This window comes from Nocardioides proteolyticus (genome assembly GCF_051280635.3).
In the GTDB taxonomy this organism is placed as follows: Bacteria; Actinomycetota; Actinomycetes; order Propionibacteriales; family Nocardioidaceae; genus Nocardioides.
This window is the reverse complement of sequence record NZ_JBNBPO030000009.1, coordinates 63,286-89,271: the sequence shown is the minus strand read 5'-3', so window position 1 is coordinate 89,271 and position 25,986 is coordinate 63,286. Positions and strand designations below refer to the sequence as shown.

Below are 25,986 nucleotides of genomic sequence, written 5' to 3'. Positions count from 1 at the left end.
GACGACCCCCTGACCGCCGAGGAGTCCCCCATGACCAGCACAGCCAGCACAGCCAACCCAGCCAGCCCAGCCACCCGCACCTCGGTGCGTCCCGCGTGGGTGACCGACGACCGCATCGCCGGCTGGAGCCGCTGGGTCCACCGGGACCCGTCGGGCACCGCCACCAGCATCGCCACCGCGCCGTACGACGGCCTGCCGACCGCGGAGGTGCCCGCGTCCACTGCCGACGACGTCGCGACGGCCATCGACAGCGCTCGAGCGGCGCAGCGCGCCTGGGCCGTCGTGCCCTACACGGCACGGGCGGAGGTGATGCTCCGCTTCCACGACCTGCTGGTCGAGCGCCAGGACGAGGTGCTCGACCTCATCCAGTGGGAGATGGGCAAGGCCCGGTTCAGTGCGTGGCAGGAGATCCTCCAGGTCGCCAACCTGGCGCGCCACTACGCCCGCCACGGCCGGCGCTATCTCGTCGACAACCGGGTGCGCGGCGCGATGCCCGGCCTGACCAGGGTCCGCGAGGTCCGCGTGCCGAAGGGCGTGGTCGGCATGATCTCGCCGTGGAACTACCCGCTCTATCTCGCCGTCGGCGACGTGGTCCCCGCGCTGCTCGCCGGCAACGGGGTGGTCAGCAAGGCCGACTCGCAGACGCCCCTCACGCTGCTGTGGGCCCGCGCCCTGATGGCCGAGGCAGGGCTCCCCACCGACCTGTGGCACGTCGTCGTCGGCCCCGGCTCGGTCGTCGGTGACGCGATCATCTCCGGCGTCGACCACATCTGCTTCACCGGCTCCACCGCGACGGGGCGGCACGTGGGCCGCCGCGCCGGGGAGCGGCTGATCGCTGCGTCGCTGGAGCTCGGGGGCAAGAACCCGCTGATCGTGCGCGAGGACGCCGACGTGCAGCGTGCCGCGGCCGGCTGCGTGGCCGCGGCCTTCGCCAACACCGGCCAGATGTGCATCCACGTCGAGCGGGTGATCGTCCACGAGGCCGTGTACGACGCCTTCCGCGACGCTCTCGTGTCGGCGACCGCAGCGCTGAGGCTCGGCCAGACCTTCGACTTCACCGTCGACGTCGGCTCGCTCGCGTCGCAGGCCCAGCTCGACACGGTGACCGCCCACGTCGACTCCGCCGTCGCGGCGGGAGCGACGGTCGTCGCCGGCGGCCGGGCCCGTCCCGACCTGGGCCCGCTCGTCTACGAGCCCACCGTGCTGGAGGGGGTCACCGCCGACATGCCGGTCTGCCTCGACGAGACGTTCGGTCCGGTGGTCTCGCTCTACCGGGTCGGCAACGACCACGAGGCGCTGGTCAAGGCCAACGAGGGCAGCTACGGCCTGTCCGCCAGCATCTGGTCGCGCGACGTCGACGCCGCCGAGAAGATGGCGCAGCGCGTCCGGGCGGGCTCGGTGAACGTCAACGACGGTGCCGCGGCCGCCGCCGGCTCGATCGAGGCCGGCATGGGCGGCATGGGTGACAGCGGCCTGGGCCGCCGGCACGGCGCCGAGGGCATCCGCAAGTACACCGAGTCGCAGACCGTCGCAACCCAGCGCCTGGTGCCCCTCGGCCCGCCGCCGTCGATGACGCTGGAGAGGTTCGTCGGTCTCGGCAACGCGCAGCTGCGGCTGCTCAGGAGGCTGCGCGTGCGCTGAGCTCCAGCGCCAGCGCTGGGGCCAGGTCGCCCTTCGAACCGACCTCGATCACGTCGAGGCCGAGCCAGCCGGCGAGCCGACCCAGCTCGGCCGCGAGCTCGGCCGCGGTGTCCGGCGGCGCAGCGGCCTCCGCGAAGGCGGCGGGGACGAGGAGCCTGCCCGTCGCCCGGTCGGCCTTGAGGTCGACCCGCGCCACGATCCGGTCGCCGAGCAGGAAGGGCAGCACGTAGTAGCCGTGCACCCGCTTCGCGGCCGGGGTGTAGATCTCGATCCGGTAGTGGAAGTCGAACAGGGCCTCCGTGCGGGCCCGCTCCCACACGACCGGGTCGAAGGGGCTGAGCAGCGCGCGGGCCCGGACCCGCCGGGGCAGCCGTGCGTCCCGGTGCAGGTAGGCGGGCCGTCGCCACCCCTCCACCGTGACCCGCTCCAGCTCGCCGGCCGCGACCAGCTTCTCCGCAGCGGCACGCGCGGGCGTCACGCCGGTGCGGTAGTAGTCGGCGAGGCAGTGGGCGCTGGCGACGCCGTGCGACCGAGCGGCCCGGCGGACCAGCTCCACGTGGGCCTCCGCCTCGGTCAACGACGGCTGGGCGAGCACCGCCGGCGGCAGCACGCGCTCGGGGACGTCGTACTGCACCTCGAACTGCTGGTTGCGGCCGGCGATCGCGAGCTCACCGGACATGTAGAGGTAGTCGAGCGCGACCCGCGCCTGCGACCAGTTCCAGCCCCAGTGCTCCCGGGCCCGCGGCGTGCCGTCGTCGAGGTCGCGGGCGGTGACGGCGCGTCCGCGGCGGCGTACCTCCGCCAGGACCGCACCGGCGTGGTCGTCGTCGACCGACCTCCACCACTTGCCGCGCTGCTCCCGGTAGTACCGCCTCCGGAACTCCATCACGGGCCAGAGCTCGACGGGCATGAACGCCTGGACGTGAGCCCAGTACTCCACGATCCGGCGGCGACGGCCGGAGGCCGCCCGCCGCAGCAGGTCGGGGTCGTAGGGACCCATCCGCGAGTAGAGCGGCATGAAGTGGGCGCGCTGGAGCACGTTGACGCTGTCGACCTGGAGCACGCCGGTCCGCTCGAGGGTGCGCGCGAACGTGCGCATCGTCGGCGAGGCGTGCGGCGGGTCGGTGAACCCCTGCGCCGCGAGCGCGACCCGCCGGGCCTGGGCGCGCGACAGCGACTGGGTGGTGGGCACGCGGCAACCCTAGGAGGCGGCACCGACAGGACCGACAGGACCGGCAAGACCGACCGGACCGACAAGAGCCGACAGAGCGGCCCGGCGGGCGGCCTCAGTCCAGCTCGACCAGCTTGGCACGGACGGCGTACATGACCGCCTCCATCCGGGAGTGCAGCTGCAGCTTCTCCAGCATGTTGCGGACGTGGTTCTTGACCGTGTTCTCGCTGATCGCGAGCTGGCTGGCGACGTCGCGGTTGCTGAGGCCCTTGGCGACCAGGCGCAGCACCTCGAGCTCGCGGTCGGTGAGCTTGAGGGCGGGCCCCTGCGACCGCTCGGGCTTCGACATCGTCTTGAACTCGGTGATCAGCTTGGCCGCCATCGACGGGCTGATCAGGGACTGGCCGTCGGCGACGACGCGGATGCCCTGCGCCACCTCCTCGATCGAGGAGTCCTTGAGCAGGTAGCCGGAGGCGCCGCTCTTCACCGCCTCGTAGAGGTCGGCCTCCTCGTCGGAGACGGTCAGCATGATGATCTTCGTCATCGGGACCGCCTCCTTGATCGCGACGCACGCCTCGATCCCGGACTTCTTCGGCATGCGCACGTCGAGCAGCACCACGTCGGGCACGGTGCTCACCGCGAGGTCGACGCCCTCGGCGCCGTCGCCGGCCTCGCCGACGACGTCGATGCCCTCCTCGATGCCCAGCAGCATCGTCAGGCCGCGCCGGAAGAGCTCCTGGTCGTCGACCACCAGCACGCGCACCGGCTCGGTCACCGGTTGTCCCGGTCCGGCCGCCGACAGAGTCCCACTCGCCACCGCCGCATCATGACACGTTCACCAACAACGTGCCGGGGGCGGGTCGCTCCGCGCCTCTCAGCTCTCCCGCTCGCCCAGGTCGAGCGAGATCACGCCGTAGTCGTACCCCTTGCGCCGGTAGACAACGGACGGACGTTCGCTCTCCTTGTCGACGAAGAGGTAGAAGTCGTGGCCCACGAGCTCCATCTCGTACAGCGCCTGGTCGAGGGTCATCGGGCTGGCCGGGTGGGTCTTCTCACGCACCACCAGCGGGCCGTCACCGGTCACGGTGATCGGCCCGACCTGCCGCTCCTCCACCGTGTCGTCCGCCGGCGCAGGCTCCTCCATCCCGTCCACCGGGACGGCTGAGAGCGCCTGGGCGACCGAGACGGGAGTCCGACGCCCGCGGTGCACGCGGCGGCGGTCGGCCGCCTTGCGCATCTGCGCGGCCATCTTGTCCAGGGCGAGGTCGAGGGCGCCCATCTTCTCGTCGGCCGCGGCCTCGGCGCGGATCACCGGCCCCTTCGAGTAGGCGGTGAGCTCCACGTGGACGGCATGGTCGTGCTGTCGCGGATTCGGTTCGCAGTCGACCTCGACGTGCACCCGCATGATGCGGTGGTCGTGCTTCTCGAGCTTCGCGAGCTTCTCGGCGGCATGCGCCCGGAACCTCTCCGAGATCTCGCAGTGCCGTCCGGTGACCACGACGTCCATCGTTACCTCCACGTGTTGGTTGATGGGTTCTTCGGTTGTGCAGGTCGAGGCAGGCCCCGCACGACGCGGAGCGACGCTCCGCGGAGACGCGCGGGTGGAGTCCGCCCGGCCGACCTGGTCTTCGTCCCCACACCCGCCTGCTGAGGCGCTCGCAGCTTGTTGCCACTACTGACCTTCTCCCGGGGGCGACCGCATCCGGCGGCCGACCCGGGGCAGGACTTACGACTAAGCCGCACCGTGATCGTCGGCGCGAGCGCCGACTTACGTGGGCCGTTTCGCCTGCGACTGGCCTCGGCTTGCCGGCACCGGCAGGGCTCCTGCCCGGCCTGTGCGGCGCAACCACGGACCCGGGCGGACTCCATGTTGAGACGTTAGTCGGTCGGTGGTGACGGCGGAAGGCTTGCCGCCGATCGCGGCGGCGGCACCCTCCTCGCGGTCGCGGCCACGGCCGCCGCGGCCCGTACGGCGAGGCCGGCCGACTCCAGCGCGCGCTGCGCCTCGCGCAGGGTCGCGCCGGTGGTGAGCACGTCGTCGCACACCACGACGTGGGCCCGCGGGACGCGCTCACCCAGCCGCCGGACGAGCCGCGCCGGGGCGGTCATCGAGCCGGCGAGGTTGGCGGCGCGCCCGCGGGCGTCGAGCCCGGACTGGTCGGCGACGCCGGGCCGCAGGCGGAGGAGCCGGCCGACGGTCGCCGGCCGGCCCGCCGCCACGAGGGCCCGGACGGCGAACCTGGTCATCGCGAGGGTCGCGTCGTGACCCCGCTGGCGGACGGCGGCCGGGCGGGACGGCACCGGCACCAGCACGACGGGGTCGTCCCGGGCGGTGGCCGTGGAGTCCAGCGCCACCGCGGCGGCCTGTGCGAGGAGGCCGCCGAGCGGCCGCGCGAGCGCCAGGGCCCGCTTCTCCTTGTGGGCCAGCACCATGGCCCGCACCACCGCGTCGTAGGGCCCGGTGGCGAACGGTGGCACCAGCCCGGGCGGCACGGGCGACGGCCAGGCGAGCGCCGCCCCGTCCGGCAGCGAGCCGCGGCAGCCCTCGCACAGGACCCTGCCCGGCCGACCGCACCCCACGCAGGCCGACCCGAGCAGCAGGTCCACGAGCCCGTCGGCGAGCATCGGGAGGACCCGCACGGGATCGTGGCGCATCGGGCGGGCAGGCATCGGGCCAGACCAGCAGCCGGGCGGTGCGGGACACAAGCCGGGCCGCGCGGGCTGTGGACCGCCGCCATCGTGCGGTCCGACGGCGGGGCCGGAGCTACCCCGAGTAGTCGAGCTGGTCGAGCGGCGCCACGTCGACGTCGTACTCCTCCTGCGTCACGACGTCGGCGTAGTGGTCGGCGTAGATGGCGAGGGTGGCCGCGCGCGGCGTGGGACTGCCGGCCAGGCCGATCACGTCGCCGGGCACCAGGGTGGAGAGCGCGTCGGCGCCGATCGCCGCACCGTCGACGGGCACGTTGTCCACCTCGTAGAGGGCCCGCGGCTGCGTCGGGGTGAGCAGCGCGAGGTGCACCGGGCCGTTCCAGGCGATGTCCTGGATCCGGCTCCCCTCCGCCGCCCGGACGACGAACGGCTCGCGCACCCGGGCCACCCGGCCGCGCCGGTCGAGCACCACCCGCGCCCCGACCACCTCGTCACCGGCGGCGGTGCGGACCACGCCGATCAGCCGGGTGCCGTCGCGGGAGACCAGCAGCCGGTGCGCACGGCGGCCGGAGATGCCCGGTACGTCGACCCGGCGCGCCCGCGATCCGCGGACCGACCACACCACCGCGGCGCCCTGGCGCCGCTCGAGCACCCAGAGCCGGCCCCGGTGGTCCCAGGTCGGCTTGGCGAACGTCCCGTTGGTGGTGAGCACGGTCTGCGCCGGCGCACCCGCCGGGTCCTCGACGGGCGCCAGGCGCAGCCGTCGACCGCCCTGGTCGACCGCGGCCGCGCGGTCGCCGTCGGTGCTCGCCGTGACCTCGAGGATCCCGGCGGACTCCTCCCCGAAGGGGCCGGTCGCCGGGACCAGCGCACCGCTGCCGCCCGAGAGCAACCGGCCGCGGCTGGTCCCGAACAGCTGCGTCGTCGCGTCGGCACCGGCCGGGTCGAAGCGGGCCGCACCGTCGACCGGGTACGTCGTGCCACCCCCGGGGATCGCCAGGTCGGTGCCGCCGACGCTGACGCGGAACGCGGTGATGTGGCTGTCCTGGCGCAACGTCCACGCGAGCTGGGCGAGAAGCAGCTCGGCCGCCTCCGGGCGCACGCTGGGAGCGTCGCCCACCAGGGTGATCGCGGCGACGCCCTCCTCGTCGACCGGCACGGAGAGGCCCACGCTCAACCCCCGCGGGAGGAAGCTCCGGACGAGTCCCCGCACCCGCGGCGGCGGGCCGGCGAACAGCGCCGACACCAGCGTGGTCGCGAGCTGGTCGCCCTTGGGCACGAACACCGGCTCCGGCACCAGGATGCTGGCGATCGGGTCGAAGTAGTACAGCGAGACCTGGCGGTAGCGCTGCTGGAACCAGGGCGCCGGCACGACCAGGGCGTCGCGGAGGTCGCTGATCCGGAACTCGCCGTCCTTGATCGTGATTCGGAAGCGCAGCGTCATCTCGTCGTCGGGCAGCGGACCACGCCAGGCGCCCATCTCGTCGAGGCGGTCGGCCGCGGTCAGCTCGACGGAGACCTCGCCGCCGAGCTCGCGGGCAGGCAGCGCGTCGCCGTACACGATCGTCTCCCGCTCGGGGTTCCACTGCCCGGCCGCCTCGTCGGTGAGGTACTGCTTCGCGACGCTGGTCTGCACCGGCCACGCGGTCATCGCCTCGAGGAAGCCGGTGACCACCTCGGTGCGGGACGCGCCCGGCACCGGGGGCCGGGCGTCGATGTCGCTGGGCCGGTGAGCGTCCTGCTCCTCCGTCACGCTGCTCTCGACGACCGGACCCTCGTCGGGCAGGCCGACGCACCCGCCGAGGAGCACCACGGCGAGGAGTGCGGCGAGGAGGGGCGGCACCCGACGGCTCACGGCAGGCTCCCCTCCCCCGTGGGCACGACGGTGGTCCGCTCGGTCACCATCGCGGCGTCGCTGGACGCCGCGTCGCGCGGCACGAGCGGCAGCGGGCTGCGCCGCACCGGCGCCCCGGCACGCCGGGGCACGGTCAGCCGGAACTGGGCCCCCTGCCCGCTGCGGCCCCAGGCCTGGAGCCAGCCGCCGTGGAGGTGGGCGTCCTCCTGCGCGATCGCGAGACCGAGGCCGGTGCCGCCGCTCGTGCGCGCGCGGGCGGGGTCGGAGCGCCAGAACCGGTTGAACACCATGGCCGCCTCGCCCGGCGCCAGCCCGACGCCGTGGTCGCGGACCGTGATCGCGGCGGCCTCGGCGTCGGCGGCCAGCCGCACGACCACGACCTCGTCGGGGTCGTCGTGGGCGGCGTGGTCGATGGCGTTGGTGACCAGGTTGCGCACGATCCGCTCCACGCGACGGGCGTCGACCTCGGCCCGCACCGGGGACGGCGGGTGCTCGACGACGACCCGCACCCCGCGCTGGTCGGCCAGTGGCCGAGCGGCGTCGACCACCCGGTGGACGAGGTCCAGCAGGTTGATGTCCTCGGTGTCGAGGACCACCGCGCCCGCGTCGAAGCGGCTGATCTCGAGCAGGTCGACCAGGAGGTTCTCGAAGCGGTCCAGCTCGGCCTGCAGCAGCTCGGCCGCGCGGGCCGTCGACGGGTCGAAGTCGGCGCGCGCGTCGTGCAGCACGTCGGAGGCCATCCGGACGGTGGTGAGCGGGGTGCGCAGCTCGTGGGACACGTCGGAGACGAACCGGCGCTGCACCCAGCTGAGCTCCTCCAGCTGGCGGATCTGCCGCTGGAGGTTGGAGGCCATCTGGTTGAACGAGTAGGCCAGCCGCGCGATGTCGTCCTCGCCGGTCACCTCCAGGCGCTCCTGGAGCCGGCCCGACGCCAGCCGCTCGGCGACGCGGCGCGCGAGGCGGACGGGCGTGACCACCTGCCGGGTCACCAGCCAGGTGAGCCCGGCGACCAGGGCCAGGAGCAGGCCGGCCGCGGTGAGCAGCGCACGGGTGACCAGGCCCAGGGTCTCCTCCTCCTCGGTGAGGGGGAACAGGAAGTAGAGGGTGTAGGTGTTGCCGTCCGACGGCAGCTGGACCTGGGACCCGACCACCACGCCGGGCACCGTGGTGACCTTCCCGTCCTGGGTGCGGGTGATCTCGCTGTAGGTCCAGGCGGTGCGGCGGTTGACGCCGTCGAAGTGGTTCTCGAGGTTGGTCGGCACGCTGCGCAGGTCGAGCCCGCTGGTGTACTCCCCGCCCCCCTCGCGCAGCGGTGGGTCGTCGCCCTCCGGCCCGGCGAGCACCACGCTGAACCCGCGCGTCTCCCCACGGTTGATGATCTCGTCGACCAGGTCGCGCTGCTGCCGGCCCGCGTTGACCTCCGTGCCGGACGCGGCAGCCAGCCGGTCGCGCGCGTCGCCCACCTCCGCGTCGACCTCGCCGAGCACCACCTCGACCCGGTGGTCGAGCAGGCCCTCCCGGGTCTGCTGCAGGAGGTACCAGCCGACGACGCTCACGATCACGGCCGACAGCACCACGGTGCTGACCACGACGCGTGCCTGGATCGACCGCCGCCAGAAGGTCAGGGCGCGGCGGATGCCGGGCGAGAGCCTCGCCCACGAGCTCCGGAGGGCCCCGGCCACGGGTGTCCCGCCCCGCCTAGGCCGAGCCGGCCTTGTAGCCGACGCCGCGCACGGTCAGCACGATCTCGGGATGCTCCGGGTCGTGCTCGACCTTGGACCGGAGACGCTGGACGTGCACGTTGACCAGCCGGGTGTCCGCGGCGTGCTGGTAGCCCCAGACCTCCTCCAGCAGCACCTGGCGGCTGAACACCTGGCCCGGCCGGCGCGCCAGGCACAGCAGGAGGTCGAACTCCAGCGGGGTCAGCTGCACCTCCTCGCCGCCGCGGGTCACCGAGTGACCGGCGACGTCGATGGTGATGTCCCTGATCGTGAGCGTCTCCTGCGGCACGGCCTCGGTGCGTCGTACGCGGGCGCGGATCCGGGCGACCAGCTCCTTGGGCTTGAACGGCTTGACGACGTAGTCGTCGGCGCCCGACTCGAGGCCGACGACGACGTCGACGGTGTCGCCCTTCGCCGTCAGCATCACGATCGGCACGCCGGACTCGGCGCGGATCTCCTTGCAGACGTCGATGCCGTCCTTGCCGGGCAGCATCAGGTCCAGCAGCACCAGGTCGGGGCGGTAGTCGCGGAACACCGCGAGCGCCGCATCGCCCCGGAGACAGACCCGGCTCTCGAAGCCCTCCTGCCCCAGCACGATGCCGAGCATCTCCGCGAGCGGCGCGTCGTCGTCGACGACGAGGACGCGCCCCTTCGTCGGGTACGACGCTCCGGCGGGCTGGGTCATGGGCGCAATCCTAGGTCCGGAACGGGTGGAGCCCCGCACTCCCGGAGAGTGCGGGGCTCCGGTGCTCGAGCCGTTGCGCCGCTCAGGCAGCTTGCTGCCTCCCTCGACGCCGGAGACGCGCTCGCGCTGTCGAGCCCTGCGCGGCAGCGCGGCGGGAGGCGCCGCTCAGGCAGCTTGCTGCCTCCCTCGACGCCGGAGACGCGCTCGCGCTGTCGAGCCCTGCGCGGCAGCGCGGCGGGAGGCGCCGCTCAGGCAGCTTGCTGCCTCCCTCGACGCCGGAGACGCGCTCGCGCTATTTGACTCAGTAGCGGTAGTGGTCGGACTTGTAGGGGCCCTCGACCGGGACACCGAGGTAGTCGGCCTGCTCCTGGGTGAGCTCGGTGAGCTCGACGCCGAGCGCGTCGAGGTGCAGTCGGGCGACCTCCTCGTCGAGGTGCTTGGGCAGCACGTAGACGCCGACCGGGTACTCGTCGGTCTTGGTGAAGAGCTCGATCTGCGCGAGGACCTGGTTGGTGAAGGAGTTCGACATGACGAACGACGGGTGGCCGGTCGCATTGCCGAGGTTGAGCAGCCGGCCCTCGGACAGCACGATGACCTTCTTGCCGTCGGGGAAGATCCACTGGTGGACCTGCGGCTTGATCTCGTCCTTGACGATGCCCGGGATCTTCGCCAGGCCGGCCATGTTGATCTCGTTGTCGAAGTGGCCGATGTTGCCGACGATGGCCTGGTTCTTCATCTTCTCGAAGTGCTCGACACGGATGATGTCGAAGTTGCCCGTCGTGGTGATGAAGATGTCCGCGAACTCGACGACCGACTCCAGCCGCCGGACCTCGTAGCCGTCCATCGCCGCCTGCAGCGCGCAGATCGGGTCGATCTCGGTCACGATGACCCGGGCGCCCTGGCCCCGGAGGGACTCCGCGGAGCCCTTGCCGACGTCGCCGTAGCCGCAGACGACGGCGACCTTGCCGCCGATCATGACGTCGGTGGCTCGGTTGATGCCGTCGATCAGGGAGTGGCGGCAGCCGTACTTGTTGTCGAACTTCGACTTGGTGACCGAGTCGTTGACGTTGATCGCCGGGAAGAGGAGCGAGCCCTCCTTGAACCGGTCGTAGAGCCGGAGCACGCCGGTGGTGGTCTCCTCGGAGACGCCCTTGATGCCGTTGGCGATGTTGGTCCAGCGCTGCGGGTCGTTGTCGAGCGAGCGGCCCAGGACGCGCAGCACCTCCTTGAACTCCTCGTTCTCGGTGGTCTCCGGACCGGGCACGGCGCCGGCCTTCTCGAACTCCACGCCCTTGTGCACGAGGAGCGTGATGTCGCCGCCGTCGTCGAGCAGCATGTTGGGGCCGACCGGGTTGCCGGACTCGTCGGTGAAGTCGAAGACCTTCTCCGCAAGGTCCCAGTACTCCGCGAGGGTCTCGCCCTTCCAGGCGAACACCGGGGTGCCGGTCGGGTTGTCGACCGTGCCCTCGGGGCCGACGACGACCGCGGCCGCGGCGTGGTCCTGGGTGGAGAAGATGTTGCAGGACGCCCAGCGCACGTCGGCGCCGAGCGCGACCAGGGTCTCGATGAGGACACCGGTCTGGATCGTCATGTGCAGCGAGCCGGCGATCCGCGCGCCGGCCAGCGGCTTGCTGTCACCGTAGCGCTCGCGCAGCGCCATCAGGCCGGGCATCTCGTGCTCGGCGAGGGAGAGCTCCTTGCGGCCGTACTCGGCCAGGCTCAGGTCAGCAACCTTGTAGTCCATGAAATGTGGTCCTCGAGGCTCGGAAGTTCTTCGTCCTGCGGCGCATCTGCGCTCATTCGGGATCTCCCGCGCATGACCTGCACCACCCTACAAGCGCAGATCGGGTCTGGGTGAATCCCTAGGAATGTCCCGTCGCGTCCTCGTGGCCGGGCTCGAGCGGGTCCTTCGCCCGGCCGAACGGGAGCAGGGCCACCACCGTCACCACGACGGCGCCGACGCCGAGGCCGATGACAGCGGAGATGCCGGTGTTGACCAGCCAGGCGAGGGTGGCGCCGAGGAAGCCGTGGACGGCGTGCTCGACGTCGTGCTCGAGCCCGTGGACCCAGTCGTACGGCGCGTCCCACCAGCCCACCTCGTGCACGTTGACGAGCAGGATGTGACCGCCCACCCACAGCATCGCGACCGTGCCGACCACCGAGATCACGGCCAGCAGCCGCGGCATCGCCGCGACCAGGCCGTGGCCCACCCGCTGGGCGAGGCCGGACCGGCGCTGGGTCAGCAGCAGGCCGGTGTCGTCCATCTTCACGATCGCCGCGACCACGCCGTACACGACGATGGTGATGGCGATGGCCACCACGACCAGGATCGCCAGCCGCGACCAGAAGCCCTCGGCGGCCACCTCGTCGAGCGCGATCACCATGATCTCCGCGGAGAGGATCAGGTCGGTCCGGATGGCTCCGGCGATCATCTGCTTCTCCGCCTCGGGACCGATCTCGACGACGGGGACCGGGTGGTCGTCGTGGGCGGAGAGCTTGTGCCAGATCTTGTGCGCGCCCTCGTAGGCCAGGAACGCACCGCCGAGCATGAGGATGATCGGCAGCAGGTCGGGGAGGAACTCGCTGAGCAGGAGCGCCGCCGGGAGGATCAGCAGCAGCTTGTTGCGGATCGAGCCGATCGCGATCCGCTTGACGATGGGCAGCTCGCGGTCGGCGGCGACCCCGTGGACGTACTGCGGTGTCACCGCCGTGTCGTCGACGACGACCCCGGCGGCCTTGGTGGTGGCGCGGCCGGCGGCAGCACCCACGTCGTCGACCGAGGCGGCGGCCAGCTTGGCGATGGCGGCGACGTCGTCGAGCAGCCCGAACAGGCCGGCGCTCACGCGAACACTCCGGCGACGGTCACGGTGAGGGACATGGCGCGAAGGCTACCGGCCGGCGAGAGCCCGCTCGCCCGCCTGCTCGTGCTCGACGTCCGGCTCCTGGGCGACGGCCGTCAGCCGGACCGCGTCCTTAACCTCCCGCTGCGCGGACGTCCAGGGGTCGACCACGTGCTGCAGCGCCCGGCGGACCGGCGGCGACGCCAGGAGCAGCGCCAGCGCGGCGCCGACCGCCGTGGCGGTGAGGAACCCGAGCCAGCTGCGCTCGGCGGCCCACGGCTGGAAGCCGACGTACTCCAGGCCCTTCACCCCGAACCCGTGGAAGAGGTAGACGACGAGGGTCGCCGACCCCATCCGGGCGAACCAGCCGTTCCACCGCGGCACCAGCGCGAGGAACGCCAGCGCGCCGGCCATGCCCACGACCACCAGCAGCAGGCGGGTGAGGACCACCTCGGTGTCGGAGGCGTCGACGAGCTCGTAGGGCCGGTAGTAGAGGTAGGTGCGCTCGGCCCACCGGTCGAGGCTGCCCGCCAGCAGCCACAGCACGCCGAGGACCGCGAGGCCGAGAGCGGCCGGGAACCGGCCGCGCAGCCAGCCCAGCCGCTCCGGCGTCGCCTTGAGGCCGAGCACGAAGAACGGCAGGAAGCCGAGGATGCGGGCGACGTCCATCACCTTGGCCGGCTCGCCGCCGACGAAGCCGCCGGCGAGGCAGACCGCGACCGCGACGACCACGCCGCCCCACATCGGCCGGAACAGCGGGGTCAGCAGGCGCCACACCACCAGCGCCAGCAGGTACCACAGGGGGAAGTGCGGGTCGGTGAACAGATCCTGGATCTGCTCCCCGCCGACGTGGACGCGGAACACCGCGAGCGCCGCCTCGAACAGGACGTACGGCACGAGCAGCGTCCGCACCAGCTGCCACATCCGCTCGGGGGCGTACTCGAACGCGCGGGAGAGGTAGCCGGAGATGAAGATGAAGGCCGGCATGTGCCACAGGTAGAGGAAGTCGTAGACCCGGCCGCCCGGTCCGTCGGCCGGGAGCAGGGCCCAGGTGTGGCCGACGACGACGAGCAGGATGAGTGCCATCTTGGCGTTGTCGAGCCACGGGTCCCTCGAGGCGGCCATGATCCTTCGCTACCCGGCACGGCCCCCTGCCATACGCGGGAGTGACCCGGGCCACGCCTCAGTCGTCGACCAGCCCCAGGCGGAGGTACTCCGCGGCGTAGGTGCCGTGGAGCAGCAGCGACGCGTAGCGGGCCACCTCGCCGTCGGACTCCGTGGTGACCGTCTCCACCCGGACGTCGTGGTCCTGCGCCGCCTCTTCGAGCCGGCCCCGGTCGGTGCGGGCGACGGGGTCGTCGATGCCGTCGTCGAGGACGACCAGCACCGGCCGCCGGTCCCCCGCGCCGTCGGCGACCGGGTCGGCGAAGACGTTGCGCGGTCGGGCCGCCTCGATCACGGGGAGCAGGTGCTCGCAGTCCCCCGCCAGCGCGGTCCGCCCGGAGGTACGACGGATGGACTCCGCCACCCGGCGCGCGGCGCGCGCGGCGAGGACCGACCCGCCCCACAGCAGCGGGTTGGCGTCGGCCAGCGAGATCGCCAGCATCTTCGCCGGGTTGATGGAGAGGTCGCGGTGGGGCGAGCAGCTGATCGCGACGTGGTCGAGGGCGTCGGCAACGGCGTCGGGGTCGGCGGTCGGGGCCAGCTGCACCTGGTGGAGGAAGGACAGCACGGCGACGGCGATGGCGAGCTGGTCGCCGGTGCTGGTCGGCAGGATCGTCGTCCACCGCCCGGCGGCGTGCTCGGCCACCATCGAGCCCGGCGGGCACGCCACCACCAGCTGGCAGCCGCGGCGGGCCGCCTCGGCGACCGCGGAGGCCGTGCCGGGGTCGGAGCCCTCCGGCGCGAGCACCACGACCAGGTCGAGGCTGCCGGCCCATCCCGGCATCGACGGCGAGGGCCAGGCCACGAACGGCACCGGGCAGAACGGCTCGAGCACCGCCCGCAGCAGCCGGGAGTCCGGACCGGCCGCGAGCACCGCCCGGGGGCGGGTCTCGCTGGACCGGGCGACGGCCTCGGCGATCGCCTCCGCGGCCTCGTCGACCTCGCGTCGTACGCGGGATCCGGACTCGGCGAGGGTGCGCAGCCGCAGGTCGGCCGAGCCGAGCGCCACCTCGTCGTCCAGCCGGGACTCGTCGAACCAGACCATCGCCTGCCTCCTCAGCCCGGCTTGCGGGCCTCGTCGACGAGGAGCACCGGGATGCCGTCGCGGACGGGATAGGCGAGGCCGCAGCCGGTGCAGACCAGCTCCGGGGTGTCGGTGAGGTCGAGGTCGGACCGGCAGTTCGGGCACACGATGATCGCCAGGAGCTCCTCGGAGATCCCGTGCCGCTCGCCCGCGCTCACCGGGCTGCTCCTGCCTGGCCACCGCGGATGATCGCGAGGACCTCGTCGCGGACTCGGGCCATGGTGGACTCGTCCTTCCCTTCGGCGTTGAGCCGCAGCAGCGGCTCGGTGTTGGAGGCGCGCACGTTGAACGCCCAGTCGGCGTGGCTGACGCTCAGCCCGTCGAGCCGGTCGACGGTGACGCCCTCGCGGGCGCCGTACTCCTGCTCCAGGGCCGCGAGCACCGCGGCCTGGTCGTCGACGGTGCTGTTGATCTCGCCGCTCATCGGGTAGCGCTCGAACTCGGCGAGGAGGTCGGACATGGTGCCGTCGGACTCGGCGAGCGCGGCCATGGCGTGCAGCGCGGCCAGCATCCCCGAGTCGGCGCGCCAGAAGTCCCGGAAGTAGAAGTGCCCGCTGTGCTCGCCGCCGAAGATCGCGTCGGTCTCGGCCATCGTGCCCTTGATGTAGGAGTGGCCGACCCGGGTGCGCACCGGCTCGCCGCCGAGCTCGCGGACGATCTCGGGGACCGCTCGCGAGGTGATCAGGTTGTGGATGATCGTGGCTCCGGGCTCCTTGCGCAGCTCACGGGCGGCGATCAGGGCCGTCAGGGTGGAGGGCGAGACCAGCTCACCGCGCTCGTCGACGAGGAAGCAGCGGTCGGCGTCGCCGTCGAAGGCCAGGCCCAGATCCGCCCCGACCTCCTTGACCTTCGCCTGCAGGTCCACGAGGTTCGCCGGCTCGATGGGGTTGGCCTCGTGGTTGGGGAACGTCCCGTCGAGCTCGAAGTACATCGGCACCATCTGCACCTGCCCGGCGAGCCGGTCGAAGACGGCGGGCGCGGTGTGGCCGGCCATCCCGTTGCCGGCGTCGACCACCACCGTGATGGTGCGGCCCTCGACCGGCGCGAGGGACAGCAGGTGGGCCGCGTAGGCCTGGAGCACGTCGTCCTGGGTGAGAGTGCCGATCGGGCCGTTCCCGCCCGCCGGGCCGGAGCCCGCGGTGGAGCCGGCGGCGACCCGGTCGCGGATCTCGGCCAGGCCGCTCTCCATGCCGACCGGCTGGGCGTGCGCCCGGCACAGCTTGATCCCGTTGTACTGCGCCGGGTTGTGGCTGGCGGTGAACATCGCCCCGGGCAGCCCGAGGTGCCCGGAGGCGAAGTAGAGCTGGTCCGTAGAGGCCAGCCCGATCATCGTCACGTCGGCGCCGGCCGCCGTCGCGCCGTCGGCGAACGCGCCGGCGAGCGCCGGCGAGCTGGGGCGCATGTCGTAGCCGATCACGAGGGCGTCGACCCCGAGCACCTCGACGTAGGCCGCGCCGGTGGCGCGGGCCAGGTCCTCGTCGAGCTGGTCGGGAACCGTGCCGCGCACGTCGTAGGCCTTGAAGACCTTGTCGAGGTTGTCCGCAGAGGTCGTCGCGCTGGAGCCACTGGCCATGCTCCGGACCCTAGTCAGTCGGACGTGAGCATGCGCAAGTGGCCCTTGCGGGCCACCTCGCGCCCGGCCTCGCGCGGCTGCTCGGCCGGAGCCGGCACCGGGCGCGCCGCCTCCCGCACCGCGTCCGCCAGCGCCAGCAGGTCGTCCCCGCTCGGGCCCTGCTGCTGCGTGCCGAGGGCGAGCCGGACGACCTCCCAGCCCCGGGGTGCGGACAGGCGCTCGCTGTGCACGTCGCACAGGTCGTAGGCGTGCGGCTCGGCGAAGGTCGCCAGCGGGCCGAGCACGGCGGTGGAGTCGGCGTACACGTAGGTCAGCGTCGCCACCGCGCGGCGCGTGCAGGCGGTCCGCGAGCAGGTGCGCAGGCGCTGGGGTGCCGGACTCACGCTCACGCGGGGAACCGTACCGCTCGACGGCCCCGGTGGCGGATAGGCTCGCTGGTCGTGGAGTCGGGAGCGGACGAGGGCGGCGAGCACCTCGCGCGGGGACGCCGGCGGGACCGCCGCGGGCGCGGCATGCGGGGCCCCGCCGTGCTGCCGCTCGTCGGTCCGCTCGGTCCGGGCTCGGTCCACCGGCCGCCGAAGCCGCGCAGCCGGCGCGAGGTGTTCGACCGGATCATGCTCGACGTGGTCACCGAGATCGAGGAGCGGTGGGCCGACCGCCTCGGCCTGGTGGAGTACGCCGTCGAGGACACCCCCCAGCTGCCCGACGACTGGGACTCGGGCCGGGTCCCGCTCTCGTCGCTCGTGCGCGGCTCCGGTACGACGCCGACGCGGCTGGTCGTCTTCCGCCGGCCGCTCGAGCATCGGGCCGGCGACGGCGCGGACCTCGCCGCCATGGTGCTCACCGTCGTCGTCGAGCAGGTGGCCGAGCTGCTGGGGATCGAGCCCGGCGAGGTCGACCCCCGCTACCCGTCCGACGACGACTGAGCCGACCGGCGCTACTGCGGTCGGACGGCCGGGATCCGTGCCCTGACCTCCGCCGGGCGCAGCCGCAGCGTGCCGAGACCGGCGCTGCGCCCCTCCACGGGCATCGCCACCAGCGCGGAGATCCGGGTGTTCCGGGCCTCCACCGTCACCCGCACCGCCGCGCGCGGGAGCCGCACCGAGACGGCCCGGTCGGCAGCGACCTCGACCCGCTGCTCCGCCAGCTCCCGGCCGGCCGCGTCGAAGGAGTGCACGTGCACCACCCCCGGGCGGATGGCGCCGCCGAGGAGCAGCGTCTTGCGCCCCGAGGGCAGCACGGCCGCTGCCGGCGCCCGCAGCTCCGGGACCGGGGCGAGCAGTGCCAGGTCTCCCCGGACCAGCATCCGGGCGGACGCAGCCAGCGGACCGGTGGACTCGACGACGAGGCCCAGCACGCCCTCGCCCGCCGGGCCGGTCAGCAGCGGACGGAGGTCGACGGTGCTCATCGCACCGGGCGGCACCGCCACCTCCTCCGCGCCGGCCGGGGTGAACACCGACTCCCGAGTGACCAGGCGGACCGTCGCGCGGACCTCGTCGTCACCGGGGTTGGCCAGGAACAGCGAGGCGTTGGCGGGGGCCTGCGCCACCCCGAGGATCAGGGACCGGGTCGCCGGGGCGGCGTGGGCCGGCAGGAAGTCCGTCGCGACCCGACCGCGGCCCAGCGGGTCCCAGGTGTTCCGGGCCGTCAGCGTCACCCGGCCGCGGGTGACGGTGACGTGCGCGGCGGTGGCGCTGCGCCGCGGAGCCGCCTCGGCGAGGTCGATCCGCTTCACGCTGTGGGGCGGCACCTGGATGCCGCGCAGCGCCGGCTCCTCGACCGGGCCGTCCGCGCCGTGGAGGGCGATGTCGACGACCGCACCACCGTCGTCGGGGTTCACCAGCTCGAGGGTCGTGGAGTAGCGGGCCGACGCGCCGACGCCGACCAGCCACTCGTCGTACGACGGGGCGCGGCACTCGGGGACGGCGAGCCGGTCGCTGCGCCCGGCGACGATGCCGGGGGCCGCGGCTCCCTCGCCCTCGATCACGGTGACGCCGCCGCTGCGCCGCACGGCGGCCGCGCCGTCGTCGGGCACGGCGAGGACCGAGGGCTCGCCCAGCTCCGCGCCGCCCGGGGGCGCCGTGCGCACCGCCACGTCGCCGTCACCGGTGGCCGGAGCCCGCGTCACCCGCACCGGGCCACCGTCCTGCGGCCTCGCCGCCTCGGGGCAGACGACCGTCGCGGCGGTGAGCCGGGCGGTCTCCGGCGGGATCGGGCCAACCAGCGGGTCCTCCTGGTCGCCGATCACCCCGATCGCGAGCGCCACGACCGCGAGGAGCGCGATGCCGAGCGCGACCAGCACGTCGATGCGTCGCTCCCTGCGCTGGGCCGCACGGCGGCCGGTGGCTTGCTCACTCATCGCGGTTCCTCCTCAGCGGCGGGAGCGACAGGACGACCAGCACGGGGATCGCGACCAGCTGCACGAGCAGCAGCAGCGGCCGCAGCCAGGAGCCGTCCCCGGTGAACGACGCCGGCTCGGGGGTGACCTCCCAGGCGCGGGTCCCGCGCTCGGAGCTGGCCTGCACCAGGCCGGAGGTGGCGTCCAGGCTGGCCGCCACGGCGCCGTCCGCGGGGGCCGCCTGCACGATGTAGCGGATGCCGCGGTCGGAGAGCTCGCCCACCGCGTCGGGCGACGGTGCGGTGACCAGCGCGCGGACCAGCCGGGTCGCCTCCGGGTCCTCGGGGGTCAGCGCGGCGATCTCGTCCTCGCCGACCGTGGGGCCGTCGCCGCGGTGCACGTCGTAGGTGAGCCCGTCGGCGACGCTGCCGCGCAACACCAGGACGCCGTCCGCCGGATCGCCCTCGGCTCGCTGGGCCATGTAGACCGGGACGTCCGACGGCGCGCGGTCGGTCAGCTCCGCGCCGCCCCAGCCGGCGAACCACACCAGACCGACCAGCGGCGCCACGACCCCGGCCAGCGCCGCGACGGCGACCCCGCCCTGGACCGGCCGCGGCAGGTCGCCGAGGTCGCGAAGCGCGAGGCCGCCGAGCACCGCGGCGGTGGTCCACGTGCCGTGGAGCAGGAGCAGCACGGCCCCGACGCCCGGCTGCTGGGTGGCGACGCCGGGCAGGTCCAGGGAGACGGTCGCGAGCGGGACCGCGACGACGGCCACCACCGCTGCCACCAGCCAGCAGACGACCACGGGGACGCGCGTCCTGCGGGGCAGCAGCGCGAGGGCCGCGAGGACCGGAAGCACGAGGCCGACCCACCAGGGGGCGCCCAGGTCGCCCAGCCGGCCGGCCAGCAGGTCCCATCCCGACGTGGCCTCGGTCGGCCACCGACCGATGTCGAGCACCGTCGCCCGGAAGGCGCCGGAGAGCAGGGCGGGCAGCCACCACGGCACCAGCACGACCAGCGGCACGGCGAGCATGGCGACCGGCGGTCCCCAGACCGAGCGCTGCCGGACCTCCCCCGGAACCAACCGGGTCGCGCAGCCGAGGATCACCGCCAGCAGCACGGCGACCAGGACCCACGCCGGCGGCGTCAGGGCGGTGAGCAGCGCGAGGAGCAGTCCGGCCCGCCAGCCGGCTCGCCATCGATGCGCCGCGGCGGGGTCGGCGAAGCCGAGGGCCGCGTGCGCGAGCCAGGGCAGCACGGCGGCGGCGACCACGACGCCCCACCGGCCACCGCCCCAGGCGCCGGCGGCCAGGGGCACCAGCGCCCAGGTCACCGCGCCCCACATCAGCAGCCACCGCGGCGCGCCGTACGGCGTCACCAGGCGGCAGACCACCCGCAGGAAGCGCCACGCGCCCCACAGCGCGACGGGGGCCGACAGCGCCATCAGCAGCGCCATCAGCAGCGACGGCCCGAACGGGATGCCGGCGACCGCCAGGAACAGGACGTACGGCGGCGCCGGCACCTCGCTGCCGAAGCCGATCGGGTGCCACGACCGGAGGTGGAGCGCCCACCAGTCGCCGACCGACGACGGGGCCGGCGAGAGGGCTCCCCCGGCGACGCCGCCGACCACCTCGCGGACGCCGATCAGCAGCGCGATCACGGTGACCGCCATGCCGAGCGCGACCGGACTGGTGAAGAACCGGACCACGATGCCGTCGTCGGCCAGGTCCTCGTCCTCGTCGCGGTGCCGAGCGGGCGGCGGGGCCCCGGCGGCGTCGCGCTCGAGCGCGGCGGCACGCCGCCGCTCCGCGACGTCGGCCGCCTGGTTGGTCGCGGCGGCGACCAGGTCTCCCACGAAGTCGAGGCCGTGGCGGTAGGGCAGCCACCAGGGCGGACGGAGCCGCCGGACGCGGTCGGGGTCGACGGCGGCCCCGCGTCGGCGGCGCGCCCGGCGAATCCGGCCGGGGTGGCGATACACCGAGACGAGCGCGGCGAGCTCGTCGAGCGCCTCGCCGACGGCCCGCACGCACAGCAGGCCGAGCACCCGCAGCAGGGAGCCGAGCGCCAGGCGCACGACCTGGAACGGGAGTGCGGCGCCACGAGCGTTGGCGAGCAGGGTGAACAGCGCGGCCCGCCGCTCCTGGAAGTGCGTGTGCCGACCGGTCAGCTCCGTGCGTCGTACGCCTCGGTGGGCCGCCTCGACGTGGAACACCACCGCCTGCGGCACCACGAGCGTCGTCCGGCCGGCGGCCGCGGCACGCCAGCCGAGGTCGAGGTCGTTGCCGAACACGGGGAGCTCCTGCTCGAAGCCGCCCAGCTCCTGCAGCGCCGAGCGGCGCACGAGCATCCCCGCCGTGTTGACCGCGAGCACCTCGCGGACCTCGTCGTGCTGGCCCTGGTCGTACTCGCCCCGCTCGAGACCGGTCTCCCGGCGCCCGGTGCCGCTGAGAGTGACGCCGAGCTCGAGCAGCCGGCGCAGCGAGGGCCACTCGCGCAGCTTGGGGCCGAGGATGTCGGCGTCGGGACGCTCGGCGGACGCGGCCAGCAGGCGCGCCAGGGCGTCGGGCGCCGGCAGGCTGTCATCGTGCAGGATCCACAGCCACTCCGCCGCGGGGGCCGCGCGGTCGAGGGCGGCGAGACCCTCGTCGACGGCGGCCGGGAAGCCGGTGGCGGCGGGCAGGCGGAGGACGGTGGCGGGCGGGCCGTCGGCCAGCGCGGACTCGAGGAGGTCGGGGCTCTCGTCGCGGCTGCCGGTGTCGACGGCCACCACGGCGCAGAAGGGGGCGGTCTGCGACCGGAGGCCGTCGAGGACGGCCGGCAGCCACGAGGCGCCGTCGTGACTCACGAGGAGTACGGCGACCTCGGGTTGCTGCGACACAGCGTGGAACCCTACGTCCGCCGGACCGGCGGTCCGAAACCGCCGGAGCCCGGCCGACGCGGGATCAGACCGCGCGCTTCTTCAGCTTGCGCCGCTCCCGCTCGGACAGCCCGCCCCAGATGCCGAAGCGCTCGTCGTTGCTCAGTGCTGCCTCGAGGCACTCGATCCGAACCTCGCAGGTCTGGCAGACCTTCTTGGCCTCCCGCGTCGATCCGCCCTTCTCAGGGAAGAACGCCTCGGGGTCGGTCTGAGCGCACAGTGCACGCTCCTGCCAGCCCACCTCTTCGGACTCTGCCTCCACCAGGAAGAGTTCCCTCACGATTTCGCCCCTAACCACTCGACCCCGTGCCCGAACGACACACATGGAATTACATGCATGTCATACCCCGGGAGTCAAGGTTGAGTCTGCTATATGCGGTCCCGTTGGGACCTAGGTCCTGCGGACACGGCAGAGTTGCGCCCGTGCAAGCGACACTGACGAGGCTCACCATGCTGTCCGGCGGGATCGGCGGCGCCCGGTTCCTGCAGGGCCTCCTCCACGGCATCGCCTCCGGCAGCATCCCCGGCGTGGCCGCCGACGCGGAGGTCACCGTCATCGCCAACACCGCCGACGACTGGTGGGTGCACGGCCTGAAGGTCTGTCCCGACCTCGACACGGTGATGTACACCCTCGGCGACGGGATCGACCCCGAGCGCGGCTGGGGCCGGCGGGAGGAGACCTGGAGCGCGAAGGAGGAGCTCGCCGCCTACGGCGTGGAGCCGACCTGGTTCGGGCTGGGCGACCGCGACATCGCCACGCACCTGGTGCGCACCCAGCTGATCGAGTCGGGCTATCCCCTCTCCGCGGTGACCGCCGCGCTGTGCCGCCGGTGGCTGGCGCCCACGTACGGCGACCGGCTGGCGCTGCTGCCGATGACCGACGACCGCGTGGAGACCCACGTGGCGATCGCCGACGCCGACGCGCCCAGCGGGAGGCGGGTCGTGCACTTCCAGGAGTACTGGGTCCGGCTGCGCGCCCAGGTGCCGGCCGAGACGGTCCTCTTCGTCGGCCTCGACCAGGCCACACCGGCACCCGGCGTGGTCGAGGCGATCGCGAACGCCGACCTCGTCGTGCTGCCTCCGTCCAACCCCGTCGTCTCGGTCGGCACCATCCTCGGCGTCCCCGGCGTGCGAGAGGCCGTGCGCTCGACGTCGGCCCGGGTGGTCGGCCTGTCCCCCATCGTCGGCGACACCCATGTCCGCGGCATGGCCGAGCAGATGCTGACCGCCATCGGCGTCGAGGTCAGCGCCGCCGGCGTCGGGCTCCACTACGGCGCCCGGGACCGCGGCGGCGTGCTCGACGGCTGGCTCGTCGACGAGCGCGACGCCGCCCAGGTCGCCCGTCTGGAGGCGGGCGGGGTCGCGGCGGCCGCCGTGCCGCTGATGATGACCGACCACGACGCGACCGCCGCCATGGCCGCCGCGGCGGTCCGGCTGGTCACCGAGGGCGCCTGATGGTCGAGCTTCGGGTGGTGGCACCCGACGGTGTCCCCGAGGTGCGGCCCGGCGACGACCTCGCGGACGTGCTCGACCCGGCGCTCACCGCCGTCGGCCTGGCCGACGGCGACGTCCTGGTCGTGACGAGCAAGGTCGTCAGCAAGGCGGAGGGACGCATCGAGCGCGGCGACCGCGAGCGGTGGGTCGACGCCGAGACCGAGCGCCTGGTGGCGCGCCGGGGGCCCACCCGGATCGTGCGCAACCGGCTCGGGCTCACCATGGCGGCGGCGGGCGTCGACGCCTCCAACACCGAGCGCGGGTCGGTGGTGCTGCTCCCCCGCGATCCCGACGCCTCCGCCCGCGCACTGCGCGCGGCGGTCGCCCGGCGCAGGGGCGTCAACGTCGGCGTCGTCGTGACCGACACCGCCGGCCGCGCGTGGCGGGAGGGCCAGACCGACATCGCCATCGGCGCCGCCGGCCTGAGGGTGCTCGAGTCGTTCGCCGGTCGGCTCGACGCCCACGGCAACGAGCTCGCCGTGACGGCCCCCGCGGTGGCCGACGAGATCGCCTCCGCCGTGGAGCTGGCCCAGGGCAAGCTCGGCGCCCGACCCTGCGCGGTGCTGCGCGGCCGGGCCGACCTCGTCCTGCCGCCCGGCGACGACGGCCCGGGCGCTCAGGCGCTGGTCCGCCCCGAGGGCGCGGACCTGTTCGGCTACGGCGCCCGCGAGGCCGTCGTCCGGGCCGTGGCCGGCGACCCCGCGGGCAGGGCACCCTTCGGGAGCCCGGTCGCCGCCGACGAGCTGGTCGCCGCGTTCGGCCGGGCCGGCATCGAGGCCGACGTGCGCTCCGCCGACGACGTGGCCTGCGACGCCCGCGCCCGAGCGGCCGTCGACATCCTGGCGTTCGCCCACGGGTGGGCCGTCGCACCCGAGGCCGAGCGCGGCACCGATCTGCGGCTCCGACCGGTGACTCCGTAGACTGCCCGCGATCCACCGACGCCGACAGCCGCCGACAGACGAGGTACCCCGCACCGTGGCCAAGACCAGCAAGTCCGCCAAGTCGGACCGCCAGAAGGTCATCGACGAGATCCGGCGCAAGCAGAAGGGCGCCGAGAAGCGTCAGGGCATGGTCATCGTCGGTGTCTGCGTGCTCATCGCCCTCCTGATCGTCGGCGTCGCCGCCTACAACCCGGTGCGCACGGCGATCGAGAAGGCGCGCTACGCCAACACCCCGCTCGACGAGATCGGAGCCAGCGCCGACGTGTGCGGCAAGATCACCGAGAAGGAGGCCACCGGCAGCGGCGAGCACGTGCCGACCGGCACCCAGGTGGAGTACGACGAGGCGCCGCCCGCCTTCGGCGCCCACTGGAACGAGGCCGGGGTGGCGCCGGCCCCGATCGCCGAGCGCTTCTACACCGAGGACAGCCGTCCCGAGCTGGAGTCGCTCGTGCACAACCTCGAGCACGGCTACACCATCCTCTGGTACGACGAGACCATCGCCGACGACTCGTCCGAGATCGCCGCCATCAAGGCGATCGCCGCCAGCCTCGACGCCAACGACACCAACCAGCGGCTGAAGTTCAAGGCCGTCCCGTGGACCAGCGAGGACGGCAAGGACTTCCCGAAGGGTCAGCACATCGCGTTCACGCACTGGCGCCTGGACCCCGAGGAGCAGAAGCAGTACGGCGCCTGGCAGTACTGCTCGGAGACCAGCGGCGAGGCGCTCCAGGAGTTCATGGACAAGTACCCGTTCACCGACTCCCCGGAGCCCTACGTCCCCTGATCCGCCCGGTCGGATCAGGTCGGGTCAGGTCAGGTCAGGTCAGGTCGGTACGGCCCTTCTCCTTGAGCGCCGCCACGACGGCCTTGACGTCCTGGGCGCGCTCGCGCGTGGTGACCAGCAGCGCGTCGGGGGTGTCGACCACGACCACGTCGTCGAGACCGATCACCGCGACGACCCGGCCCGAGGCAGGCACGACGAGCCCGGTCGCCTGTGCGACGTGGACCGCGTCGGCGTCGCCGAGCACGGTGCACTCCTCGTCGACCCCCAGCAGCTCGGCCAGCGAGTCGAAGTCGCCGACGTCGTCCCACCCGAAGCTCCCCGGCACGGTGACCACCTTGCCGGCGGCGGCCGCGGGCTCGGCCACGGCGTGGTCGATCGCGATCCGGGGCAGGCTGTCCCACAGGTCCGGTAGGCGCTCCGGCTCGGCGGCGATCGTCCGCAGGGTGGCGGCGAAGGCGGCGTCCTGCTCGGCCAGCAGGTCCAGCAGGACCGTGGGCCGGACAACGAACATGCCGGCGTTCCAGCGGTAGCGCCCGGTCGCGAGGTACTCCTCCGCCACCGGCACCGACGGCTTCTCGACGAACTCGACGACCCGACGGGCGGCGGGATGGCCCTCCAGGGCCTCGCCCTGGTGGATGTAGCCGAACGCCGCGGAGGCGAAGGTCGGCTGGATGCCGATGGTGACCAGCCACCCGTCGCGGGCCGCCGCGGCGGCGTCGGTCACGACCCGCACGAAGACCGCGTCGTCGGTGATCACGTGGTCGGCGGCGAAGGAGCCCATCACCTCGGCGCCGCGCCGCTCCAGCACGGCGGCGGCGAGCCCGATGGCGGCCATGGAGTCGCGCGCGGAGGGCTCGGCCAGCACGGCGTCGCCCGGCAGCCCGGTGAGCTGCCCGCGCACCGCCTCGCGGTGGGCGTCGCCGGTCACGACGAGGAAGCGGTCGCCCACGATCGGCGCCAGCCGCTCCCGGGTCTGCTCGAGGAGGGTCCGGCCGGAGCCGGTGAGGTCGTGGAGGAACTTCGGCGATCCGGAGCGGGACAGCGGCCAGAGCCGGGTGCCGGCGCCTCCCGCGGGGACGACGGCCCAGAAGCCGGGGATCTCGTCAGCGACCATGCGCGGCACCCTATC

23 protein-coding genes are annotated in these 25,986 nt (G+C 73.7%); 5 read left to right on the top strand and 18 right to left on the bottom strand.

Annotated elements, in window-relative coordinates; translation table 11 throughout:
- The first annotated feature begins 30 nt into the window (after nucleotides 1-30).
- Nucleotides 31-1,641, top strand: a complete 1,611-nt coding sequence (locus tag ACPOLA_RS07530) for a succinic semialdehyde dehydrogenase (protein ID WP_435769789.1) — start codon at nucleotides 31-33, stop codon at nucleotides 1,639-1,641.
- Here ACPOLA_RS07530 and ACPOLA_RS07525 read toward each other — a convergent pair.
- The 14 genes from ACPOLA_RS07525 to ACPOLA_RS07460 all read right to left on the bottom strand — a co-directional run bounded on the left by ACPOLA_RS07525 (nucleotide 1,619) and on the right by ACPOLA_RS07460 (nucleotide 16,766).
- The gene (locus tag ACPOLA_RS07525) at nucleotides 1,619-2,833 is read right to left on the bottom strand and encodes a winged helix-turn-helix domain-containing protein (RefSeq protein WP_435769788.1); all 1,215 of its coding nucleotides are present in this window, start codon (nucleotides 2,831-2,833) and stop codon (nucleotides 1,619-1,621) included. The two genes, ACPOLA_RS07530 and ACPOLA_RS07525, sit on opposite strands and share 23 nt — an antisense overlap.
- Nucleotides 2,834-2,927: 94 nt before the next feature.
- Nucleotides 2,928-3,629 (bottom strand): response regulator, encoded by a 702-nt coding sequence (locus ACPOLA_RS07520; protein WP_435769787.1) that lies wholly within the window; start codon nucleotides 3,627-3,629, stop codon nucleotides 2,928-2,930.
- A 57-nt stretch (nucleotides 3,630-3,686) separates the two neighbouring features.
- Nucleotides 3,687-4,319, bottom strand: a complete 633-nt coding sequence (gene hpf / locus ACPOLA_RS07515; RefSeq protein ID WP_435769829.1) for a ribosome hibernation-promoting factor, HPF/YfiA family — start codon at nucleotides 4,317-4,319, stop codon at nucleotides 3,687-3,689.
- 371 nt (nucleotides 4,320-4,690) lie between these two features.
- Nucleotides 4,691-5,482, bottom strand: coding sequence for a ComF family protein (locus ACPOLA_RS07510; protein WP_435769786.1), 792 nt, complete (start codon nucleotides 5,480-5,482; stop codon nucleotides 4,691-4,693).
- Between the two features lie 94 nt (nucleotides 5,483-5,576).
- Entirely contained in the window at nucleotides 5,577-7,316 is a 1,740-nt protein-coding gene (locus ACPOLA_RS07505) for an LpqB family beta-propeller domain-containing protein (protein WP_435769785.1), read from the bottom strand.
- Complete coding sequence (gene mtrB, locus ACPOLA_RS07500) at nucleotides 7,313-8,998, bottom strand: MtrAB system histidine kinase MtrB (RefSeq protein ID WP_435769784.1); 1,686 nt, start codon at nucleotides 8,996-8,998, stop codon at nucleotides 7,313-7,315. The genes ACPOLA_RS07505 and mtrB overlap by 4 nt, the downstream gene beginning before the upstream one ends.
- A gap of 16 nt (nucleotides 8,999-9,014) precedes the next feature.
- Complete coding sequence (gene mtrA / locus ACPOLA_RS07495; protein ID WP_435769783.1) at nucleotides 9,015-9,722, bottom strand: MtrAB system response regulator MtrA; 708 nt, start codon at nucleotides 9,720-9,722, stop codon at nucleotides 9,015-9,017.
- A gap of 301 nt (nucleotides 9,723-10,023) precedes the next feature.
- Nucleotides 10,024-11,466 carry an adenosylhomocysteinase gene (ahcY, locus tag ACPOLA_RS07490; protein ID WP_435769782.1) on the bottom strand — a complete coding sequence of 481 codons (1,443 nt, stop codon included), beginning with the start codon at nucleotides 11,464-11,466 and terminating at the stop codon, nucleotides 10,024-10,026.
- A gap of 118 nt (nucleotides 11,467-11,584) precedes the next feature.
- Nucleotides 11,585-12,565, bottom strand: coding sequence for a DUF808 domain-containing protein (locus ACPOLA_RS07485; protein ID WP_435769781.1), 981 nt, complete (start codon nucleotides 12,563-12,565; stop codon nucleotides 11,585-11,587).
- 45 nt (nucleotides 12,566-12,610) lie between these two features.
- Complete coding sequence (locus tag ACPOLA_RS07480; protein WP_435769780.1) at nucleotides 12,611-13,687, bottom strand: acyltransferase family protein; 1,077 nt, start codon at nucleotides 13,685-13,687, stop codon at nucleotides 12,611-12,613.
- Nucleotides 13,688-13,745: 58 nt separating this feature from the next.
- Nucleotides 13,746-14,771 (bottom strand): SIS domain-containing protein, encoded by a 1,026-nt coding sequence (locus tag ACPOLA_RS07475; protein ID WP_435769779.1) that lies wholly within the window; start codon nucleotides 14,769-14,771, stop codon nucleotides 13,746-13,748.
- Between the two features lie 11 nt (nucleotides 14,772-14,782).
- A complete protein-coding gene (locus ACPOLA_RS07470; RefSeq protein WP_435769778.1) occupies nucleotides 14,783-14,968 on the bottom strand; it encodes a Trm112 family protein in 186 nt (61 codons plus the stop codon).
- Nucleotides 14,965-16,383, bottom strand: coding sequence for a phosphomannomutase/phosphoglucomutase (locus tag ACPOLA_RS07465; protein ID WP_435769777.1), 1,419 nt, complete (start codon nucleotides 16,381-16,383; stop codon nucleotides 14,965-14,967). Before ACPOLA_RS07465 ends, ACPOLA_RS07470 begins: the two co-directional genes overlap by 4 nt.
- A gap of 14 nt (nucleotides 16,384-16,397) precedes the next feature.
- Nucleotides 16,398-16,766, bottom strand: coding sequence for a DUF3499 domain-containing protein (locus ACPOLA_RS07460; protein ID WP_435769828.1), 369 nt, complete (start codon nucleotides 16,764-16,766; stop codon nucleotides 16,398-16,400).
- Nucleotides 16,767-16,823: 57 nt separating this feature from the next.
- On the opposite strand from ACPOLA_RS07460, the gene ACPOLA_RS07455 reads away from it, so the two are divergent.
- Nucleotides 16,824-17,309: a metallopeptidase family protein gene (locus ACPOLA_RS07455; protein WP_435769776.1), complete on the top strand. Its 486-nt coding sequence runs from the start codon at nucleotides 16,824-16,826 to the stop codon at nucleotides 17,307-17,309.
- Nucleotides 17,310-17,320: 11 nt separating this feature from the next.
- Here the strand turns inward: ACPOLA_RS07455 and ACPOLA_RS07450 are convergent, their stop codons facing one another.
- The 3 genes from ACPOLA_RS07450 to ACPOLA_RS07440 all read right to left on the bottom strand — a co-directional run bounded on the left by ACPOLA_RS07450 (nucleotide 17,321) and on the right by ACPOLA_RS07440 (nucleotide 21,918).
- Nucleotides 17,321-18,742, bottom strand: a complete 1,422-nt coding sequence (locus ACPOLA_RS07450) for a DUF5719 family protein (protein WP_435769775.1) — start codon at nucleotides 18,740-18,742, stop codon at nucleotides 17,321-17,323.
- Complete coding sequence (locus ACPOLA_RS07445; protein ID WP_435769774.1) at nucleotides 18,735-21,599, bottom strand: glycosyltransferase family 2 protein; 2,865 nt, start codon at nucleotides 21,597-21,599, stop codon at nucleotides 18,735-18,737. The genes ACPOLA_RS07450 and ACPOLA_RS07445 overlap by 8 nt, the downstream gene beginning before the upstream one ends.
- Nucleotides 21,600-21,663: 64 nt before the next feature.
- Nucleotides 21,664-21,918 carry a WhiB family transcriptional regulator gene (locus ACPOLA_RS07440; RefSeq protein ID WP_435769773.1) on the bottom strand — a complete coding sequence of 85 codons (255 nt, stop codon included), beginning with the start codon at nucleotides 21,916-21,918 and terminating at the stop codon, nucleotides 21,664-21,666.
- Nucleotides 21,919-22,061: 143 nt separating this feature from the next.
- Here ACPOLA_RS07440 and cofD point away from each other — a divergent pair, with 143 nt between their 5' ends.
- From cofD to ACPOLA_RS07425, 3 genes are read left to right on the top strand one after another with little or no spacing between them, the layout of a single operon-like run.
- Nucleotides 22,062-23,093 carry a 2-phospho-L-lactate transferase gene (cofD, locus tag ACPOLA_RS07435; RefSeq protein ID WP_435769772.1) on the top strand — a complete coding sequence of 344 codons (1,032 nt, stop codon included), beginning with the start codon at nucleotides 22,062-22,064 and terminating at the stop codon, nucleotides 23,091-23,093.
- Nucleotides 23,093-24,052, top strand: a complete 960-nt coding sequence (gene cofE / locus ACPOLA_RS07430) for a coenzyme F420-0:L-glutamate ligase (RefSeq protein ID WP_435769771.1) — start codon at nucleotides 23,093-23,095, stop codon at nucleotides 24,050-24,052. Before cofD ends, cofE begins: the two co-directional genes overlap by 1 nt.
- Before the next feature lie 55 nt (nucleotides 24,053-24,107).
- Complete coding sequence (locus ACPOLA_RS07425) at nucleotides 24,108-24,857, top strand: DUF3105 domain-containing protein (RefSeq protein WP_435769770.1); 750 nt, start codon at nucleotides 24,108-24,110, stop codon at nucleotides 24,855-24,857.
- A gap of 34 nt (nucleotides 24,858-24,891) precedes the next feature.
- Here ACPOLA_RS07425 and ACPOLA_RS07420 read toward each other — a convergent pair whose 3' ends face one another.
- Nucleotides 24,892-25,971 (bottom strand): mannose-1-phosphate guanylyltransferase, encoded by a 1,080-nt coding sequence (locus ACPOLA_RS07420; RefSeq protein ID WP_435769769.1) that lies wholly within the window; start codon nucleotides 25,969-25,971, stop codon nucleotides 24,892-24,894.
- Nucleotides 25,972-25,986 lie beyond the last annotated feature (15 nt).